The 17,733-nt window shown below is 70.6% G+C and carries 20 protein-coding genes and 6 tRNA genes; 17 read left to right on the top strand and 9 right to left on the bottom strand.

The window, feature by feature from the left end; genetic code table 11:
- The first annotated feature begins 257 nt into the window (after positions 1-257).
- From cobA to EJ357_RS08590, 3 genes are all read left to right on the top strand, one after another.
- On the top strand, positions 258-1,490 hold the full coding sequence (gene cobA, locus EJ357_RS08600) for a uroporphyrinogen-III C-methyltransferase (protein WP_126390234.1): 1,233 nt from the start codon (positions 258-260) through the stop codon (positions 1,488-1,490).
- 87 nt (positions 1,491-1,577) lie between these two features.
- A complete protein-coding gene (locus EJ357_RS08595) occupies positions 1,578-2,396 on the top strand; it encodes a TrmH family RNA methyltransferase (protein ID WP_126390232.1) in 819 nt (272 codons plus the stop codon).
- Positions 2,397-2,407: 11 nt separating this feature from the next.
- Complete coding sequence (locus EJ357_RS08590; RefSeq protein WP_126390230.1) at positions 2,408-2,803, top strand: NUDIX domain-containing protein; 396 nt, start codon at positions 2,408-2,410, stop codon at positions 2,801-2,803.
- Between the two features lie 16 nt (positions 2,804-2,819).
- Here EJ357_RS08590 and EJ357_RS08585 read toward each other — a convergent pair whose 3' ends face one another.
- A complete protein-coding gene (locus EJ357_RS08585; protein WP_175647804.1) occupies positions 2,820-4,238 on the bottom strand; it encodes a serine/threonine-protein kinase in 1,419 nt (472 codons plus the stop codon).
- Between the two features lie 196 nt (positions 4,239-4,434).
- Here EJ357_RS08585 and EJ357_RS08580 point away from each other — a divergent pair, with 196 nt between their 5' ends.
- From EJ357_RS08580 to EJ357_RS08565, 4 genes are all read left to right on the top strand, one after another.
- Positions 4,435-4,677, top strand: a complete 243-nt coding sequence (locus tag EJ357_RS08580; RefSeq protein ID WP_126390226.1) for a hypothetical protein — start codon at positions 4,435-4,437, stop codon at positions 4,675-4,677.
- A 268-nt stretch (positions 4,678-4,945) separates the two neighbouring features.
- Positions 4,946-5,143, top strand: coding sequence for a hypothetical protein (locus EJ357_RS08575; protein ID WP_126390224.1), 198 nt, complete (start codon positions 4,946-4,948; stop codon positions 5,141-5,143).
- Between the two features lie 457 nt (positions 5,144-5,600).
- Positions 5,601-6,653, top strand: coding sequence for a phosphotransferase (locus EJ357_RS08570; protein WP_126390222.1), 1,053 nt, complete (start codon positions 5,601-5,603; stop codon positions 6,651-6,653).
- Positions 6,654-6,733: 80 nt separating this feature from the next.
- Positions 6,734-7,033 carry a TFIIB-type zinc ribbon-containing protein gene (locus tag EJ357_RS08565; RefSeq protein WP_126390220.1) on the top strand — a complete coding sequence of 100 codons (300 nt, stop codon included), beginning with the start codon at positions 6,734-6,736 and terminating at the stop codon, positions 7,031-7,033.
- Between the two features lie 49 nt (positions 7,034-7,082).
- Here EJ357_RS08565 and EJ357_RS08560 read toward each other — a convergent pair.
- The 5 genes from EJ357_RS08560 to EJ357_RS08540 all read right to left on the bottom strand — a co-directional run bounded on the left by EJ357_RS08560 (position 7,083) and on the right by EJ357_RS08540 (position 7,550).
- Positions 7,083-7,154, bottom strand: a tRNA-Val gene (locus tag EJ357_RS08560).
- Between the two features lie 46 nt (positions 7,155-7,200).
- Positions 7,201-7,272, bottom strand: a tRNA-Val gene (locus tag EJ357_RS08555).
- Positions 7,273-7,291: 19 nt separating this feature from the next.
- Positions 7,292-7,363, bottom strand: a tRNA-Val gene (locus tag EJ357_RS08550).
- A 1-nt stretch (position 7,364) separates the two neighbouring features.
- Positions 7,365-7,438 (bottom strand) — tRNA-Cys (locus EJ357_RS08545).
- Positions 7,439-7,477: 39 nt separating this feature from the next.
- Positions 7,478-7,550 (bottom strand) — tRNA-Gly (locus EJ357_RS08540).
- A gap of 178 nt (positions 7,551-7,728) precedes the next feature.
- Between EJ357_RS08540 and EJ357_RS08535 the strand changes: the two genes are divergently transcribed.
- Genes EJ357_RS08535 through EJ357_RS08525 form a run of 3 tightly spaced genes read left to right on the top strand, consistent with a single transcriptional unit; the run spans position 7,729 to position 10,546 of the window.
- Positions 7,729-8,853 carry a chorismate-binding protein gene (locus EJ357_RS08535; RefSeq protein ID WP_126390217.1) on the top strand — a complete coding sequence of 375 codons (1,125 nt, stop codon included), beginning with the start codon at positions 7,729-7,731 and terminating at the stop codon, positions 8,851-8,853.
- Entirely contained in the window at positions 8,850-9,671 is an 822-nt protein-coding gene (locus EJ357_RS08530) for an aminotransferase class IV (RefSeq protein ID WP_126390215.1), read from the top strand. The genes EJ357_RS08535 and EJ357_RS08530 overlap by 4 nt, the downstream gene beginning before the upstream one ends.
- Positions 9,672-9,724: 53 nt before the next feature.
- Positions 9,725-10,546, top strand: coding sequence for a GNAT family N-acetyltransferase (locus tag EJ357_RS08525; protein WP_126390213.1), 822 nt, complete (start codon positions 9,725-9,727; stop codon positions 10,544-10,546).
- Positions 10,547-10,549: 3 nt separating this feature from the next.
- Here the strand turns inward: EJ357_RS08525 and EJ357_RS08520 are convergent, their stop codons facing one another.
- Positions 10,550-11,071, bottom strand: a complete 522-nt coding sequence (locus EJ357_RS08520) for a DsbA family protein (RefSeq protein WP_126390212.1) — start codon at positions 11,069-11,071, stop codon at positions 10,550-10,552.
- A 233-nt stretch (positions 11,072-11,304) separates the two neighbouring features.
- Between EJ357_RS08520 and EJ357_RS08515 the strand changes: the two genes are divergently transcribed.
- Positions 11,305-11,748: a hypothetical protein gene (locus EJ357_RS08515; protein WP_126399303.1), complete on the top strand. Its 444-nt coding sequence runs from the start codon at positions 11,305-11,307 to the stop codon at positions 11,746-11,748.
- Positions 11,749-11,902: 154 nt separating this feature from the next.
- Complete coding sequence (locus tag EJ357_RS48190; protein ID WP_004002639.1) at positions 11,903-12,055, top strand: hypothetical protein; 153 nt, start codon at positions 11,903-11,905, stop codon at positions 12,053-12,055.
- A gap of 80 nt (positions 12,056-12,135) precedes the next feature.
- Here the strand turns inward: EJ357_RS48190 and EJ357_RS08510 are convergent, their stop codons facing one another.
- Positions 12,136-12,696 (bottom strand): CGNR zinc finger domain-containing protein, encoded by a 561-nt coding sequence (locus tag EJ357_RS08510; RefSeq protein WP_126390210.1) that lies wholly within the window; start codon positions 12,694-12,696, stop codon positions 12,136-12,138.
- Positions 12,697-12,982: 286 nt separating this feature from the next.
- Entirely contained in the window at positions 12,983-13,396 is a 414-nt protein-coding gene (locus EJ357_RS08505; protein ID WP_004002642.1) for an SsgA family sporulation/cell division regulator, read from the bottom strand.
- 191 nt (positions 13,397-13,587) lie between these two features.
- On the opposite strand from EJ357_RS08505, the gene EJ357_RS08500 reads away from it, so the two are divergent.
- From EJ357_RS08500 to EJ357_RS08480, 5 genes are all read left to right on the top strand, one after another.
- Positions 13,588-14,046 (top strand): TIGR02611 family protein, encoded by a 459-nt coding sequence (locus tag EJ357_RS08500; protein WP_126390208.1) that lies wholly within the window; start codon positions 13,588-13,590, stop codon positions 14,044-14,046.
- An 88-nt stretch (positions 14,047-14,134) separates the two neighbouring features.
- A tRNA-Val gene (locus EJ357_RS08495) sits at positions 14,135-14,206 on the top strand.
- Positions 14,207-14,595: 389 nt separating this feature from the next.
- The gene (locus tag EJ357_RS08490) at positions 14,596-15,882 is read left to right on the top strand and encodes an ABC transporter substrate-binding protein (protein WP_126390206.1); all 1,287 of its coding nucleotides are present in this window, start codon (positions 14,596-14,598) and stop codon (positions 15,880-15,882) included.
- Positions 15,883-15,896: 14 nt separating this feature from the next.
- Positions 15,897-16,853 carry a carbohydrate ABC transporter permease gene (locus EJ357_RS08485; protein ID WP_126390204.1) on the top strand — a complete coding sequence of 319 codons (957 nt, stop codon included), beginning with the start codon at positions 15,897-15,899 and terminating at the stop codon, positions 16,851-16,853.
- Positions 16,850-17,725 carry a carbohydrate ABC transporter permease gene (locus tag EJ357_RS08480; RefSeq protein WP_126390202.1) on the top strand — a complete coding sequence of 292 codons (876 nt, stop codon included), beginning with the start codon at positions 16,850-16,852 and terminating at the stop codon, positions 17,723-17,725. Before EJ357_RS08485 ends, EJ357_RS08480 begins: the two co-directional genes overlap by 4 nt.
- Positions 17,726-17,733 lie beyond the last annotated feature (8 nt).

The raw sequence follows: 17,733 nt of genomic DNA, 5'->3' as shown, positions 1-17,733 counted from the left end.
CGCCGGTGCAACAGCGCCGGGTCCCCCGCCGATGCGCACCGCGCTTGGCGCCGCCCGTGGGGCTGGGGAGAAGTTCCTCCCCCCAGTGCCTCAAGGGCCTGGGAGGTGCCCCCATGGCGGATCGGGTGGGCGCAGACCCGCGCACCCGCACCCGGCAACGGCGCTCAGCCACCGGACACCTGCGCCGCCTTCCCCGCCCGCCCCGTAAAATCCGCACGTCAGGGCCACCGCACCGCCGTAAAGAGGAGCCGCACCTCATGGCCGAAAACCCCGCCTACCCGGTAGGCCTCCGCCTCACCGGCCGCAAGGTCGTCGTCCTCGGCGGCGGTCATGTGGCCCAGCGCCGCCTCCCCACCCTCATCGCGGCCGGCGCCGACATCCACCTCGTGTCCCCTTCGGTGACCCCCTCGGTCCAGGCCATGGCGGACGCGGGCGAACTCACCTGGCACGAGCGCCCGTACGAGGAAGGCGACCTCGCGGAGGCCTGGTACGCCCTGATCGCCACCGGCGACACCGAAGCCAACACCCTGGCCTCGGCCGAGGCGGAGCGCCACCGCGTCTGGTGCGTCCGCTCCGACGACGCCGACGCCGCCACCGCCTGGACCCCGGCCACGGGCCACAGCGAGGGCGTCACCATCGCCGTCCTCACCACCGACGCGCGCGGCCGCGACCCCCGCCACACCGCCGCCATCCGCGACGCGGTCGTCGAGGGCCTGCGCGACGGCACCCTCGTGGCTCCCCACCACCGCACCCGCACCCCCGGAGTGGCCCTGGTCGGCGGCGGCCCCGGCGACCCCGATCTGATCACGGTGCGCGGCCGCCGCCTGCTCGCCGAGGCCGACGTGGTCATCACCGACCACCTGGGCCCGCGCGACCTGCTCTCGGAGCTCCCGCCGAGCGTCGAGGTGATCGACGCGGCGAAACTGCCGTACGGCCGCTTCATGGCCCAGGAGGCCATCAACAACGCGCTGATCGAGCACGCCAAGCAGGGCAGGTCGGTCGTACGGCTCAAGGGTGGCGACCCCTTCGTCTACGGCCGCGGCATGGAGGAGGTCCAGGCGCTGGCCGAGGCCGGCGTCCCGTGCACGGTCGTGCCCGGCATCTCCAGCTCGATCTCGGTGCCCGGCGCCGCGGGCATCCCGGTCACCCACCGGGGCGTCGCCCACGAGTTCACGGTGGTCAGCGGCCATATCGCCCCCGACGACGAGCGTTCCCTGGTCGACTGGCCGTCCCTCGCCAAACTGACCGGCACGCTGGTGATCCTCATGGGAGTCGGCACGATCGGGAAGGTCGCCGAGACGCTCATCGCGCACGGCAAGTCCCCGGACACGCCCCTCGCCCTGGTCCAGGAGGGCACGACGGCCGCCCAGCGCAGGGTCGACGCGACCCTCGCCACGGCCGCCGAAGCGGTGCTCGCCCACGAGGTGAAGCCGCCCGCGGTCATCGTCATCGGCGAGGTCGTGAACGTAGGACCGAACCCCTCCGCGTGACCCCCGCGTCAGCCCTTCTCGTAACCGCGGGTAACCCAACCGTGCCAAGCCGTTGGCACCGCACCCAGGACAAGGCAGTATCACCCTGTGGCCGATCTCATCACCGTCGATGACCCCGACGACCCGCGCCTGACCGACTACACAGGCCTGACCGACGTCGAACTGCGCCGCAAGCGCGAGCCGGCCGAGGGCCTCTTCATCGCCGAGGGCGAGAAGGTCATCAGACGGGCCAAGGAAGCCGGCTACGAGATGCGGTCGATGCTGCTCTCGGCCAAGTGGGTCGACGTCATGCGCGACGTCATCGACGAGCTCCCGGCCCCGGTCTACGCGGTCAGCCCGGAGCTCGCCGAGCAGGTCACCGGCTATCACGTGCACCGCGGCGCGCTCGCCTCCATGCAGCGCAAGCCGCTCCCGACCGCCACCGAACTGCTCCAGAGCGCCCGCCGGGTGGTGGTCATGGAGTCGGTCAACGACCACACCAACATCGGCGCCATATTCCGCTCGGCCGCCGCCCTCGGCATGGACGCGGTCCTGCTCTCCCCGGACTGCGCAGACCCCCTCTACCGCCGCAGCGTCAAGGTCTCCATGGGCGCGGTCTTCTCGGTGCCGTACGCCCGCCTGGACACCTGGCCCAGGGGCCTGGAATCGGTCCGCGAGGCGGGCTTCACCCTCCTCGCCCTCACTCCCGACGAGAAGGCCAAGACCCTCGACGAGGCCGCCCCGCACCGCATGGACCGGGTGGCCCTCATGCTCGGCGCCGAGGGCGACGGCCTGTCCACGCAGGCCCTGGTCGCAGCCGACGAATGGGTCCGCATCCCCATGGCCCACGGCGTCGACTCCCTCAACGTCGGCGCGGCGGCCGCGGTCGCCTTCTACGCGGTGGCCACGGGCCGCCCCCAGATCTAGGCCGTACGGCGATGGCACAGCGCGAGGCGATCGTCGCGGTCCTGCTCCGCGGCACCGACCACGTTCTCGCCATCCGCCGCGGCCCCGCCGTCGCACGCCCCGGCTACTGGCAGCCCCTCAGCGGCAAGGTCGAGCCGGGGGAGACCCAGCGGGAGGCGGTCGTCCGGGAGGTCCGCGAGGAGGTCGGCCTCACCGTCGTACCCCTGGCGAAGGTCTGGGAGTCCGAGACCGACGACGGCCGCTTCCGGCTCCACTGGTGGACGGCACGGGCTGACACCGGCGACGTGGTCCCCGACCCTGACGAGGTCGGTGAGGCCCGCTGGGTCACACCGGAGGAATTCCTGGCCCTGGACCCGGTCTTCGACGGTGACCGGGAGTTCTTCGAACGGATCCTGCCCGGCCTGTGACGCCCGCGCGGCCCGGCTAATCGGAGATGTCGAACGTGGTCTCGTACCGATCGGACATCTCGTCTCCGTCCAACGGCCGGTAGCCGGGATCCATGTTCTCCTGCCGTACGACGTCCCCGTCGTCCCCGAGCCCCCGCTGCGGGCCCTGGCAGCCCTGCGCGGCGGCGATGCCGAGCGCGACGAGCAGCGTCACCACGACGAACACGAACAGCCGCTGCCGCAGCAGCTGCGGGTTGGCGGGCCGCCGCCCGGTCCCCGTGTTCCGGGGCGCCGGACGGCCGGTGCCGCTGCGCTGGGCGGGCCGGGTGCCGTTGCCGTTGCCGGAGCGCGGGGCGTTCCGTGCGGAGGGCACCGGCCGGGCACCGGACCGGGACGACGCCGTACCGCCCTGCGGGACACTGCCACCCCTCGACGCGCCCGCGTCACGCGCGGGGCCGGGCACCCGCGGGACGCCGTTGCCGCGCGGCAGGCCGGTGCCGCGGGGCGGGGGAGCGCCCTGCGTGCGTCGCTGGGCGCGCTGCTGCTCCGGGTAGGTGTCGGCGAGCCGCCCGGTCGGACGGTCCCCCTCGGCGGAGCGGGGCGCGGGCGGCCGTACGTCGGAGAAGCCCTGTGCCTCCCGGGCGGCGATCTCCTTGAGGCGCAGCGACAGCTGGAGCGTGCTGGGCCGCTCCTCCGGGTCCTTCGCCAGACACGCCCGTACGAGTGGAGCCAGGGCGTCGGGCACGCCGTGCAGCTGCGGCTCCTCGTGCACGACGCGGTACAGCATCACCTCGGAACTGCCGTGCCCGAAGGGAGAGTCGGCCATAGAGGCGTACGCGAGCGTGGCGCCGAGAGAGAAGACGTCCGTAGCCGGTGTGACGGCGGCGCCGCGCACCTGCTCCGGGGCGAGGAAGCCGGGCGAGCCGACCGCGGTGCCGACATGGGTGAGCGTCGAGGCGCCCGTCGCCCAGGCGATGCCGAAGTCGATGATCCGGGGGCCCTTGGGGGACAGCAGGATGTTGGAGGGCTTGAGATCCCGGTGGACGACCCCGGCCTCGTGCACGGCGACCAGTCCCTCGGACAGGGCGGCACCGATGGCGGCGACCTCGGCCGCGCCGAGCCCGCCCGCGTCGGCGACCTTGTCGTGCAGGGAGGGGCCGGGCACGTACTGCGTGGCGAACCAGGGGCGCTCGGCCTCGAGGTCGGCGGCCACGAGCCGGGCCGTGCAGCCGCCGCGAATCCGCCGTGCCGCCGAGACCTCACGCGCGAACCGCGAGCGGAACTCCTGATCCTCCGCCAGGTCGGGCCGGATCACCTTCAGCGCGACCCGCTGCCCCTTCTTGTCGGAGCCCAGGTAGACGACGCCCATGCCACCCGCGCCGAGGCGTCTGTGAAGCCTGAACGAGCCGACGACGCGCGGGTCCTCGCGCCTCAGGCGCATCATCGCCATGTTCATCCCCGCTGCCCGGTCCGTCTGACGAGCCACAGCTTACGTTTCCACGGGCCGCCGTGCGCAGAGGCCGCGCCCTCTCGGGGCGATGGATTGTCAGTGGTGGGTGGGAGACTTGAAGGGTGGTCAGGGGGCGGTTGAGCAGGGCTACTTACGCCCTGCCCTGCCCCCAACCAGCCGTCGCAGAAGGGGGATTGAGCCCGTGAAGGGTGATCGCGTGGAGATAGTCGTGGACGCAGGGGACACGACGCGCACATACGAGGTGGTGGCGAGCAGGGCCGGCCGCCGGGTGGAGACGGCGGTGCGCAGAGGTGTCGTGGAAGTGAGCGAAGTCACCAGGAACGGGTCGGTCGTGCGTACGGCCCGCTTCATGGCGAACCGGGTCCTGGCGCTGGTCGAACAGCCGGTGCCACGCGAGGACAGCTCCGAGAAGGACCCGGCGTAGGGCCCGGAGCGAGGCCCGGAGAAAGCAGGGCACGCCGGACATCCCCTCCGGGAAGACCCCGAGACCTAGGACCTCGTCTCCACCCAGGGGAGTACTCCGCGCGTCGTGGCTCATCCTCCGGGAGGCCCGGCAATCGGTACGAGGGCATGACGTGCCGGGGGTGGTCGGACGCCTAGATTTGAGGTCAAGCGGCGGGTGCAGCACTCGTCCCCCGAGGTCAGACACCCGCCGCTGCCAACGACAACTGACACAGGTCAGGAGAGGGACCATGGCCCAGACGGCACCGCGGACACTGCTCCGCATGCAGGAGCGCACCATGCTGCGCCCCCGCCGTCAGGGCCGCCGCCACCCCCTGGTGGCGACGCTCATGGCCCTTCCCCTGGCGGTCCTGCTCCTGGTCGTCTTCGACGGCTGGGAGGCAGTGGCCACACAGGCGTCGTCCGTGGGCGTGATGCTGGGGCGCTGAGCGGCGACCCCAGGCCCGGAAGAGCGGTCCGGGCGGGGACATCCACCCATGAAACCCCGTGGGGACGGGGGTGCGGCGGACGGCAAAAATGCCGGCGCAGCTGGGGAGCTGCGCCGGCATTGCTTTTGTACGGGGGTGCCGACGGCAGCCCGCCGGGTGTTCGAGGAGGAGGTCCCCACCGTCCCGATCCCCCGCCCACCCGCAGGGGGCGTGATGTGGGCAAGGGTGACTTCTCGGCGCCGGTCCCGGCATGTCAGCCCGTCCGGCGTTTGAGGACGAGGCCCGTTCAGGGCCGAAGCGGGGGTCTGGGGGCGGCAGCCCCCAGAAAGCAACCGGGGTCGAAGGGGCGGAGCCCCTGGAGGACGGGACGGGTAGGGGCGGCGGGGGCGAGAAAACACACCTCTGCCGCCCCCGCCACGTACCCTCCCCCCAACGCATCCGCACCCAAGGGACCCCAGTGACCCCCAACCCCCTCCTCCCCGCCCTCACCGCACAGGCCGAGGCCGCCGCCCACTCACGCACAACCACCTGTCCCTGCGGAGCACCCGTCACGCTCGCCGACCGCCCCGACGCCACCGTCGTCCGCCACGCCGACACGGTCGCCAAGGCCCACGCCCCGGACCTCACCCCCACCGACCTGACCCCCCGCCTCACCACCGCCGCCCACCTCCCCGACCTCCTCCTGCCCCCGCTCACCCCCACGCCCGTCGACCTGCACGGCAGACTCGTGACCTTCTGGCCGTACGGCACCCCGGTGGACCCGGCAGACCCCGACGCGGCCCCGTGGGAAGCAGCCGCCACCCTGCTCGCCCGCCTCCACCGCGCCCCCGCACCCGCCGCGCTGCCCCCCATGCGCGGCCCCGCCAAAGCCGCCCGGGCGATATCCCGCCTCCGCGCCGTCACCGCCGCAGAACGCACTGCCCCAGAACGGCCCGCCGCCACGGAACGGACGACCACCACGGAACGGCCCGCCGCCACGGATCGGACGACCGCCACAGAACGCCCCGCCGCCACAGAACCGACCACCGCCACCCCATCCGTCCTCCGCGCCTGGGACACCCTCCCCGCCTGGTCCCGCGCCGAGGCCCCCCAGCCCGACAGCACCACCCTCTGCCACGGCGACCTCCACCTCGGCCAACTCGTCCGACACCCGGCCCCGGACGGCCCTTGGCTGCTCATCGACGTCGACGACCTCGGCGTAGGCGTGCCCGCCTGGGATCTCGCGCGACCCGCCGCCTGGTACGCGTGCGGGCTGCTGTCCCCCGAGGAATGGACCCGGTTCCTGACCGCCTACCGCGCCGCCGGCGGCACAGCCGTCCCCGCCGAGGGCGACCCCTGGCCCGCACTGGACGTTCCCGCCCGTGCCCTGACCGTGCAGACCGCAGCCCGGGCGATCACGAAAGCCCTGGCAGAGGGCCGATTCCTCGACGAGGTCGAGCAGTCCCTCGTCGACGCCTGTGACCGAATGGCGTCCGTCCCCCCTGAGTTGACCCATGGACACGCAAAGTAGGGTGCAACCGACCGCAGCCGGACAGAGTCTGTCCTGGCGATACGCGAAGCAGGACCGACCGGCGAGGAGTTGAGCCGACCATGCAGTGTCCGAAGTGCCATGCGCCGATGCACACCTACAACCGCAACGGCGTTCAGATTGAGCAGTGCAGCGGCTGCCGCGGGATCTTCCTCGACTACGGCGAGCTGGAGTCCCTGACCCGCCTGGAGTCCCAGTGGTCCCAGCCGGCCCCGCCGCCCCCGGCCGCGCCGCAGGCCTACCCGGCCGCCGCCCCGCAGGCCCCGGCCTGGGGCGCGCCGCACGGCGGGCACCACGGCCACGGCGGTCACTACGGCCACAAGCGGCACAAGAGCTTCGGCCACATGCTGTTCTCCAGCTGAGCCGCACCACGAAGAAGCCCCCGGTCACAGGACCGGGGGCTTCGGTGTGTGGACGATACTGGGATTGAACCAGTGACCTCTTCCGTGTCAGGGAAGCGCTCTCCCGCTGAGCTAATCGTCCTCGGGACCGTGATCGACGATCGATCCGAGGATCACGGGCTACTGCGTGCGCGATACTGGGATTGAACCAGTGACCTCTTCCGTGTCAGGGAAGCGCTCTCCCGCTGAGCTAATCGCGCGGGGGATCCGAAGATCCAGTGGACGATACTGGGATTGAACCAGTGACCTCTTCCGTGTCAGGGAAGCGCTCTCCCGCTGAGCTAATCGTCCTTGGAGGTGGAGACGGGATTTGAACCCGTGTAGACGGCTTTGCAGGCCGTTGCCTCGCCTCTCGGCCACTCCACCAGGAGTGTAGGGGTTCGGGAAGATCCCCTTGTTCCTTCGAGCGGACGACGAGGCTCGAACTCGCGACCTCAACCTTGGCAAGGTTGCGCTCTACCAACTGAGCTACGTCCGCTTGTCGTTTCGTTCCGCTCCCGCGGCCCGGCGACGTGTTGAACTCTAGCGGATTCCGGGGCCAGTACAAAAACGCGTTTGTGCAGCGTGCTGCGCTGCGCCTGCTCAGGGACCCCGGGACGCTCCCCGAAGGGACATGGCCAGGTCACCCGCACGACACCGGCCATAGACTCGACTGCGTGCTCGACCTCGCTCCCCTCGCCCGCTTCGGCGCCCGCGTCGCCACCGGCCTCCTCGATGTCACCAGCGACCCCGCGGCCCTGGACTCCAGCGGTTTCTGGGCAGTCTGCGCCGACTTCGAGGGCGGACTGACCTGCGCCCGCTTCCGGGACGTACGCGCGGAGCCCGTACCCGCCCCGGTGCCGGGGGAGTGGCGGGGGCCGGGGACCGGTGACTGGACGTCCTCGCTCGACCGCGCCGCGTACACGGCGGGCGTACGGCGCATCCGTGAGCACATCGCGGCCGGGGAGGTCTATCAGGCGAATCTGTGCCGGGTGCTGACAGCGCCGATCGGTCCGGACGCCGATGTGGACTCCCTCACCGCCCTGTTGGCCCGAGGCAATCCGGCGCCGTACGCAGGAACGATCCGGCTGCCGGAGCACGGGGTCGAGATCGCCACCGCGTCTCCCGAACTCTTCCTGCGGCGCGACGGGCGTGTCGTCGAGTCCGGGCCGATCAAGGGCACCGGGCGTACCGAGGCGGACCTGCTGGAGAAGGACTACGCCGAGAACGTGATGATCGTGGACCTGGTGCGCAACGACATCGGCCGCGTGTGCGCCACCGGGACCGTGACCGTCCCCGACCTGTGTGCCGTCGAGAAGCACCCGGGCCTCGTCCATCTGGTGTCCACCGTCCGCGGCGAGCTGCGCGAGGGCGCCGGCTGGCCCGAGCTGCTCGACGCCGCCTTCCCGCCCGGCTCGGTCACCGGTGCGCCCAAGTCGAGTGCCCTGCGGATCATCGACGCGCTGGAGACGGCGCCCCGCGGGCCGTACTGCGGCGGCATCGGCTGGGTCGACGCCGACCGGGGCGTCGGCGAGCTGGCCGTGGGGATACGTACCTTCTGGCTCGACCGGGCCGAGGGTGTGCTGCGGTTCGGGACCGGGGCGGGGATCACCTGGGGGTCGGACCCCGAGGGGGAGTGGCGGGAGACCGAGCTGAAGGCGGCCCGGCTGCTCGCGGTAGCGTCGGGGGCGTACGCGGTGAGTGGAGAGGGAGCGGGCGCGAGCTTCGCGGGGCCGGAGGACACCCTCCAGGGCTCCGGTCGGCTCGACGCCCCCGGTGCGGACTTGCGAGGAGACCAGTGAAGCTTTGGCTCGACGGCGGGCTGCAGGACATCGAGTCCGCCCGCGTGTCCGTCTTCGACCACGGGCTGACCGTGGGCGACGGCATCTTCGAGACGGTGAAGGCGGTGGACGGCCGTCCGTTCGCGCTGACCCGGCACCTCGACCGGCTGACGCGCTCGGCGCGCGGTCTCGGCCTGCCCGAGCCGGACCACGACGAGGTCCGCCGCGCCTGCGCCGCCGTGCTGGAGGCCAACCCGATGCCGCTCGGCCGGCTGCGCATCACCTACACCGGCGGCCACGGCCCCCTCGGCTCCGACCGCGGCGAGCACGGCCCGACCCTGGTCGTCGCCCTCGGCGAGACCCTCCGCCGGCCCGACTCCACGGCCGTGATCACGGTCCCCTGGACCCGCAACGAGCGCGGTGCGCTCACCGGCCTGAAGACCACCTCGTACGCCGAGAACGTCGTCGCCCTCGCCCGCGCCCACCAACACGGCGCCACCGAGGCCCTGTTCGGCAACACGGTCGGGCAGCTCTGTGAGGGCACCGGGTCGAACGTCTTCGTCGTCCTGGACGGCGAGATCCACACCCCGCCGGTCGCCTCGGGCTGTCTCGCGGGCATCACGCGCGCGTTGACGGTCGAGTGGACCGGCGCCAAGGAGAGCGACCTGCCGCTGGACGTGCTGGAGCGGGCCGACGAGGTCTTCCTCACCTCCACCCTGCGTGACGTCCAGGCCGTGCACCGCGTCGACGACCGCGAACTGCCGGGCACGCCGGGCCCGGTGACCGCCAAGGCCATGCGGATCTTCGCCGAGCGGTCCGGGGACGACCTGGATCCGTAAGGGCGGGGAGAATTGGGCTGCCGCGGGGCGGTCCGGTGGGTAGAACACCCCTGATGACCACGACCCTGCGGCCGACCGAGCCGCTTCAGCGCAACGCCGACGGGACGCAGTCACGCCGCTACCAGGTGTGTGTGAACAGCCGTCCCGTGGGCGGGATCCGCCTCTCCACGGGCCCTGCCGGCCCGTCCGTGGCCTGTGTCACCGACCTGCACATCGAGGAGCCGGACCGCAGGCGGGGACGCGGCACGGTGGCGGTGCTCGCCGCCGAGGAGATCGCACGGAGCTGGGGCTGCAAGAGCATCGACGCGCGCGTGCCCGGCGACGCCGAGACCGCGCTGCGGCTCGCCACGGCGCTCGGGTACGTCCTGCGCAGCCGGAACATGTCCAAGCCACTGGAACCGTCCCCGCCCGGACTGCCCGCCGGCACCACCGCCCGGCCGATGACCGAGGCCGAGTACGGCCCGTGGCTGGTACACGAACGCGAGGGGTTCGCCCACAGCCTGATCGAACGGGGGGTGCCCGTCGACAAGGCGTACGCCAGGGCGGACCAGGGGCACGCAAGGCACCTGCCGAACGGCCTGGCCACCGAGAACACCCTGATCAGCGTGCTGGAGCACGAGGAGGCGCCGGTCGGTGTCCTCTGGCTGGCGCTCTGGCCCGACACCGCGTACGTCCTCAGTGCCGAGACCGACGCCCGGTACCGCGGCCGGGGCCACGGACGGGCGCTCATGCTGCTCGCCGAGGCCCAGGCGGTGGCCGGCGGGAAGGACTGCATCGCCCTGCACGTCTTCGCGGGCAACGCGCCGGCCGAGCGGCTCTACGAGTCACTCGGCTACGCGACCACCGACTACAACCTGCACAAGCGACTGCTCTGAGGTTCAGACACCGTCGGCCAGCAGCCGGTCGGCGATCTCCTCGATCCGCTCGCGCAGCCCCTCCTGGCTCTTGCCGCCGTCGAGGCGCTCGCCGCCGATGACATACGTCGGCGTGCCGGTCACGCCGATCGCCTTGCCCTCGGCCTGGTCGGCGTCGACGATCAGGATGTGCCGGCCGTCGATCAGCGCGGTGTCGAACTCCCCGGCGTCCAGGCCGAGTTCCCCGGCCACCTCGACCAGGAAGGGTTCCCCCCTGCGGTCCAGCTCCTCGACCCGGCTCAGCACCGCCTCGACGTACGCCCAGCCCTGCCCCTGCTCCAACGCCTCCTCGGCGGCCTGTGCCGCGGCGAAGGCGTGCTTGTGCTTCTCCAGCGGGAAGTGCCGCAGCCGCAGCTCCAGCCGGTCGCCGTAACGGGCGCGCAGGGCGCGGAGGTCGTCCAGGGCGGTGCGGCAGTCGGGGCACTGCAGCTCGCACCAGACGTCGAGGACGGGGGCGGTGGGGCGGGCGGGGGAGGAGTCGCTCATGGCCCCAGTCTCCCAGCCCCGGCGCGGACGACCGAATCCGGCCGGGTGCCTCGGTCCGGGCCGGCTCGGGTCCCGGTCGGCCCCGGGCGTGCGACTCCGTCCGGCACCTGCGGAGGAGACGACCCGGAGATGTCCCTGATGTCCGGCCCAGGCATGGCCGGGCGGGGTTGCCGCGGTGCAGGATGGAAGGGACGAAGTGCCCTGACCTCGACGCCGCCTGCCTGGAGGACCGGATGATTGCCGAGACCGTCTGTTCCGCCGTCGCCGCGGCCGGCCTGGGCATCGCGGCGGTCACGGCGTACCGCAAGCGGTTCCTCGCGGCCACGCGCATGGCCGCGTACTCGCTGGTGCCCCTCGGCCTGGTGATGACCGGTGTCGTCGAGTGGCTGGCGGACACCGCCTTCAGCCCGACCGCCTGGGCCGGCTTCGGGGTTCTCGGTGTCTCCTGGCTGCTGTTCGCGAGCACGCGCGCGGTGGAGCGCCGCCGCGGCGGCACCCGCAAGGAGCGCAAGGAGGCCCGCTCCGCCGGGCAGCGCGAGGCGGTGGCGCCGCAGGCCTCGGCGCCCTCGCTGGGGCCGGGCAGCCGTCAGGCGAGCCGGCCCGCGACCGCACCCCGGGCCGATGCCGGCGACGACTTCAGCGACATCGAGGCCATCCTGAAGAAGCACGGCATATGACCTCAGCGGGCGGGACTGAAACGACACAGTGGGTCGCCGCCCGCCCGTAAGCGATCAAGACTCGAACCGGACATCGCGGAATTCGGCGAACTCCCGCTCATTCCGGGCGTGTTGATCGCGCGGTGCGGGGGAACTGCGTCATCATCGCCGCGAGATGCTGGACACGACTCAAAGCGAGGCCGCGCCCCCTCAGGACGAGCCTCGCGGGTGCCTCTTCGCCCTTTCCCAGCCACCGCTGATGATCTTCCTTGCGGTGATCGGGTGTCTGCTGCTCATGGCTGCGCTGCACGATCTGCTGCTGCTCTGAGCCGTACCCGCGGCCCCCGGCGCCACCCGCCGGGGTCCGCGTCGACGAAGGTTCCCTGTCGGCCGGCGGACGATCGCCGCTCAGCCGGCCGCTTCCTTGCGTCGCGCCCGGTAGGCGGCCACATGCAGACGGTTTCCGCAGGTGCGGCTGTCGCAGTACCGCCGCGAACGGTTGCGGGACAGATCCACGAAGGCGTGCCGGCAGTCCGGTGCTTCGCAGCGCCGCAGCCGCTCCTGCTCCCCGGCCACCACGAAGAACGCCAGCGCCATGCCGCAGTCGGCAGCCAGGTGGTCGGCGACCGAGGCGCCGGGGGCGAAGTAGTGCACATGCCAGTCGTAGCCGTCGTGGTCTGTGAGGCGGGGGGTGGTGCCCGCGGCAGCCACCAGCTCGTTGATCAGCGCGGACGCGCGCCGGGCATCCGGCTCCGCGAAGATCGCGGCGAACCGCCCGCGCACCTTGCGTACCGCCGACAGATCGAACTCCGAGAGGACCCCGACATCGCTGATTTCGTGCTTTTGTACGAAACTCTCGAGAGCTGCGACGTCAGGCAGCCCGTCCGGTGTCCCGTCGCCATCCGGCGCGGTGTTCACCAGATCCACCACGGCATCGAGCGCACACCGGGTGTCATGGGTGATCAGCACGTTTCGCTCCCTGGCCTGGGGTCGGGCGGGCGCCCGCCGATGCTGGCCGATGGTAGTGGCATCCGCCGGGATCCCACCGGCCCCGCCCTTGCTGTGACGTCGATTACAACGCCGTGGGGACGCCGACGGTTCCCGCCGGCTCGCCCTCGCCCCGGCCTGTCCCAGGCGCACATCAGCGCCGCCTCCGGCGATGCGGAGACGGCGCTGCTGCGTGCCGTATGCGGTTGTCTGGGCCCGAGCCGTCACCCCGAGTCGACGGCGCCGGGCGGCTTGCGGGAGCCTCGCCCTAGCTTTCCGCCAGGATGTGCGAGAGCTCTTGATCGAGATCGAAATGCCGGTGCTCCGTGCCGGGAGGCACAGCGGCATCCGTCCGCTTCAGGAAGGACTCCAGAGCCCGTGCCGGGGCCTCGAGCAGCGCCTCGCCCTCCGGAGAGCTCAGGGCGATGCAGACGACGCCCTGGCCATGGCTGCGCGACGGCCAGACGCGGACGTCGCCGGTTCCGGTGGGCCGGTGCAGGCCCTCCGCGAGGAGGTCGCGGGCGAACACCCACTCGACGGTCTCCTCGGCTCCGGTGTGGAAGGTGGCGTGCACGGCGTAGGGGTCGGCCGTGTCGTACCGCAGGCCTGCGGGGACAGGCAGGGATGACTCGCTCGACACAACGAGGCGCAGGTGCAGCTCGCAGCTGACCGTGGTGTTCATAAGCGCCAGGGCCTTTCGCTCAGTGTGCGCTCGGGGATTCGCACGTCGGCGAAATCGACATGCCACCTACGGTGCCGTTGTAAACCCCTCTGAGTGTTTTGCGTGTGTTTACGTAACTCTTCCGGCCGAGAACCCGTTCGCGAGGTACGACCATTCCGGTGACTGGTTTCGGTCCGGTAGGGTTTGGCCGTATGAATACGGGGAGTAACGAGCCGGGCGACGTCGCCATGGCTGCCGACAAGATCGAAGTGGATGGTGTGAAGGGCGACAGCGAGCAGGGGCTCGGCTCGAGAGCGCCGGAGTTCATCAAGGCGCGCCGTGCGCTGCACCTGAGCTGGCAGGTGGGTGTCTTCGTCATCGGCCTGGCGGTCGTGGTCGCCGGCATCATCATGCTGCCGCTGCCGGGGCCCGGCTGGGTCGTGATCTTCGGCGGCATGGCGATCTGGGCGACCGAGTTCGTCTGGGCCCAGCTGGTGCTGCGCTGGACCAAGCGCAAGGTCACCGAGGCGGCCCAGAAGGCCCTCGACCCGAAGGTGCGCCGCCGCAACATCATCCTGACGACGATCGGCCTCGTGATCGTGGGCGTCCTCGTCGGCATCTACCTGTGGAAGTTCGGCATCGTCATGCCCTGGAAGATCAAGGACCAGTGATCCGCGCGGGGGGTGCGGGGGTCGGTCGGGCCAGGTCCGCACTGGTCACACGCACCCCCTGACATGGGGTAATGTTCTTCCTGCGTCCGGGCGATTAGCTCAGTGGGAGAGCGCTTCGTTCACACCGAAGAGGTCACTGGTTCGAACCCAGTATCGCCCACCCGGATCGGCGGCCCGCCTGCGACAGTGCAGGCGGGCCGCCGTCGTATGTGCAGGCGCCGCAGTCGTATGCGCTTCGGAGCGCGCTCGGGCCCTTGTTGCGCACCTTCGCTGCCCTTGCCCGGGCAGGCGAGTTCCTGCCGATCAACAGGCGTGCGCCGATGGCGAGTTCACGTTCGGCCCGTCGATCACGCGTGCCTCACCTGCGCAGTTGGGCGATCCGATGCCCGGGTCGTTCCCGACGGGCCGTCAACTTGCCGCGCCGTGACGCAAGAAATTCCTGTCCGAATCATTGACGCACCACGAGGCCCCTCGTAGCTTGTGCCAGCAAGCGCTTACTTGAAACGATTCATGCAGGCGGCGATGACGCTGCGGGGAGGGGGCCCAACCATGGGAACCAGCAGGAATGTTGAGAGGCGTACGATCCTGAAGGCGGCCGGGGCCTCCGCGGCCGCGCTCGGGCTGGGAGCGACCACCGCGTGCGGTGGTGACAGCGGTTCCGGCGACGGGACGGTGACGCTCCGTTACGCGTGGTGGGGCGGCGAGCCGCGCACCATCGCCATCAAGAAGACGATCGCGCTCTTCGAGAAGAAGTACCCGAAGATCAAGATCAAGCCTGAATTCACGGACTATGAGGCGTTCTGGGAGAAGTTCCAGACCCAGGCCTCCGGCGGGAATCCGCCGGACGTTTTCCAGAATGCGGTCGGCTTTCTGCGTAAGTACGACAAGCGCGGCGTTCTGATGGATCTCAAGTCGCAGGCCGACGCGGGGAACCTGGACCTGGAGAACTTCCGCAACGGCGTTCTGGCCAACGGTCAGGTCGACGGCAAGCAGATCGGCATTCCCGTCGGCGCCAACACCATGGCGCTCGTCATCGACCTCAAGGCCTTCGAGAAGGCGGGCGTCGAGGCGAAGTTCGGCTGGACCTGGGACGAGTACTTCGACGCGCTGCAGACCATCCAGGACAAGCTGAAGATCGCCGGTGACACCGGCTACTTCAGCATCATGTACCTCTACGACCTGTACCTCCGTCAGAACGGCAAGGCCTTCTTCACGGACACCGATCTCGGCTTCACCGAGGACGATCTGACGCAGTGGTGGGAGGACGGCTACAAGCGCGTGCGGTCCGGGCTGGTCGCCGACCCGAAGAAGATCGAGCAGGTCAAGCCGAAGTCCGGGCTCTCGGCCGGCCTCGCCGCGTCCGAGTTCACCTGGGACAACTTCTCCATCCGTTACGAGGGCGAGGGCGAGTCGGACTACGGGCTCGCGCCCATCCCCACCACGGACGGCAAGCAGACCGGCCAGTACCTCGGCTCGCTGATGATGAGCGCCTTCTCCGGAACCAAGCACCCCAAGGAAGTCGCCCAGTTCATCTCCTTCATGGTCCACGACCCCGAGGTCGGCAAGATCATGGGCTACGACCGCGGCATCCTCGCCACCACCGAGCAGTACGACGCGTTCAAGCCCGCCGACGCCAACAACAAGGGCGTCGCGGCCTACGAGGAAGAGGTCGCCAAGGCCGGAGTGCTCGGGAAGATCACCCCGCACCCGTCCGGCACCGACGTCATCGAGGCGGCGTTCCTGCGCATCGGCGGCGAGGTCGCCCAGGGCAGGACCAAGCCGGCCGACGCCGCAAAGGCGCTGTTCAGCGAGGCCAAGGCCGCGTTCGCGGGCTGAGGGGACGTACCACCATGACGCTCGTCAAGGAAGCGCCCGCGCGCCCGGCCGGGAAGCGGTCCGACGCTCCCGCCGCCGGGCGGCGCGGGCGGCGCCGCGAGAACCTCGCCGGCTACCTCTTCATGTCGCCGTGGATCGCGGGGTTCCTGCTGCTCACGGCGGGGCCGATGATCGCGTCGCTGTACTACGCGTTCACCAGCTACAACCTGTTCACGCCGCCCCAGTGGGTGGGGCTGGACAACTTCACGACGATGTTCCAGGACCCGCGCTGGCAGAAGTCGGTCGAGGTCACGCTGAAGTACGTCGTCGTGGCCACACCGCTGAAGCTGCTGCTCGCGCTCGGTGTCGCGCTGCTGCTCGCGCAGAAGCGGCGCGGACAGGGCCTGTACCGGGCCGCGTTCTACTTGCCCTCGCTCATCGGCGCCAGCGTCTCCGTCGGCTTCGTGTGGCGTGCGCTGTTCTCGGACGACGCGATCGTGGACCGTACGCAGAAGATCTTCGGCCTCGACGTGGGCGGCTGGATCGGCAACCCGGACTACGTCATCTACGCTCTGGTGGCCCTGAGCATCTGGCAGTTCGGCGCCCCCATGGTCATCTTCCTGGCCGGCCTCAAGCAGGTCCCGCAGGAGCTGTACGAGGCCGCCGAGGTGGACGGGGCCGGTCCGCTCAGGCGCTTTTGGAACATCACACTGCCGATGATCTCCCCGGTGCTCTTCTTCAACGTGCTGCTGGAGTCCATCCACGCGTTCCAGGTGTTCGGCTCCGCCTACGTCGTCTCCGACACCCGGTGCGGGCCCGCCGACGCCACGCTCGTCTACACCTGTTACCTCTACCAGAAGGGTTTCAAGGAGGCCCAGATGGGCTTCGCCTCCGCGATGGCCTGGACGCTGGTGATCGCGGTGGCGCTCGTCACGGCGGTCCTGTTCTGGTCGCAGAAGAAGTGGGTGCACTACGAGGAGGCCGCCAAGTGACCAGTGCCACCAGCCCTGCCCTGCACACCGCGAACGAACGGCGGCGCACCGGATCGATCGCCTGGCACGTGGGCGCGCTCGCCCTCCTGGCAGTCGTCCTCTATCCCGTGATCTGGGTGGTGGGCGCCTCGTTCAAGCCGAGCAAGGACATCATCGCCAGCCTTGATCTGCTGCCCACCAAGCCGGTCTGGGCGAACTTCTCCGGCCTCGCCGACGGCATCTCCGGCATCTCCATCAGCAGCTTCTTCTGGAACTCGCTGATGTACGCGGTCCTCGCCGTGGTCGGTGTCGTGCTGTCCAGCTCGCTGACCGCGTACGCCTTCGCCAAGATCCGGTTCGCCGGGCGGAACCTGCTCTTCACGTTGATGATCGGCACGCTGCTGCTGCCGTACCACGTGCTGCTCATCCCGCAGTACGTGCTCTTCCGCAACCTGGAGCTCACCGACACCCTGGTGCCGCTCGTCGCCGGAAAGTTCCTGGCCACGGAAGCCTTCTTCGTGTTCCTGATGGTGCAGTTCATGCGTGGACTGCCGCGCGAGCTGGACGAGGCCGCCAAGCTCGACGGCTGCGGGCACCTGCGCACCTACTGGTCGATCGCGCTGCCGCTGAGCCGGCCCGCGCTCATCACCAGCGCGATCTTCACCTTCATCAATGCCTGGAACGACTTCATGGGGCCGTTGATCTACCTCAACACTCCCGACAAGTACACCGTCTCGCTCGGCCTGATGATGTTCCGCGACCAGGAGGGCATCTCCAACTACGGAAGCATGATCGCGATGTCGCTGGTGGCGCTGGTGCCGGTCATCGCCTTCTTCATGGCCTTCCAGCGCTATCTCATCGACGGTATGGCGACCTCCGGACTGAAGGGCTGAGGCGGTCA

Origin of the sequence: Streptomyces cyaneochromogenes, assembly GCF_003963535.1 — a bacterium.
GTDB lineage: Bacteria > Actinomycetota > Actinomycetes > Streptomycetales > Streptomycetaceae > Streptomyces > Streptomyces shaanxiensis.
Note: the sequence above shows the minus strand (reverse complement) of the source record. Positions and strands in the feature narration are given on the sequence as shown.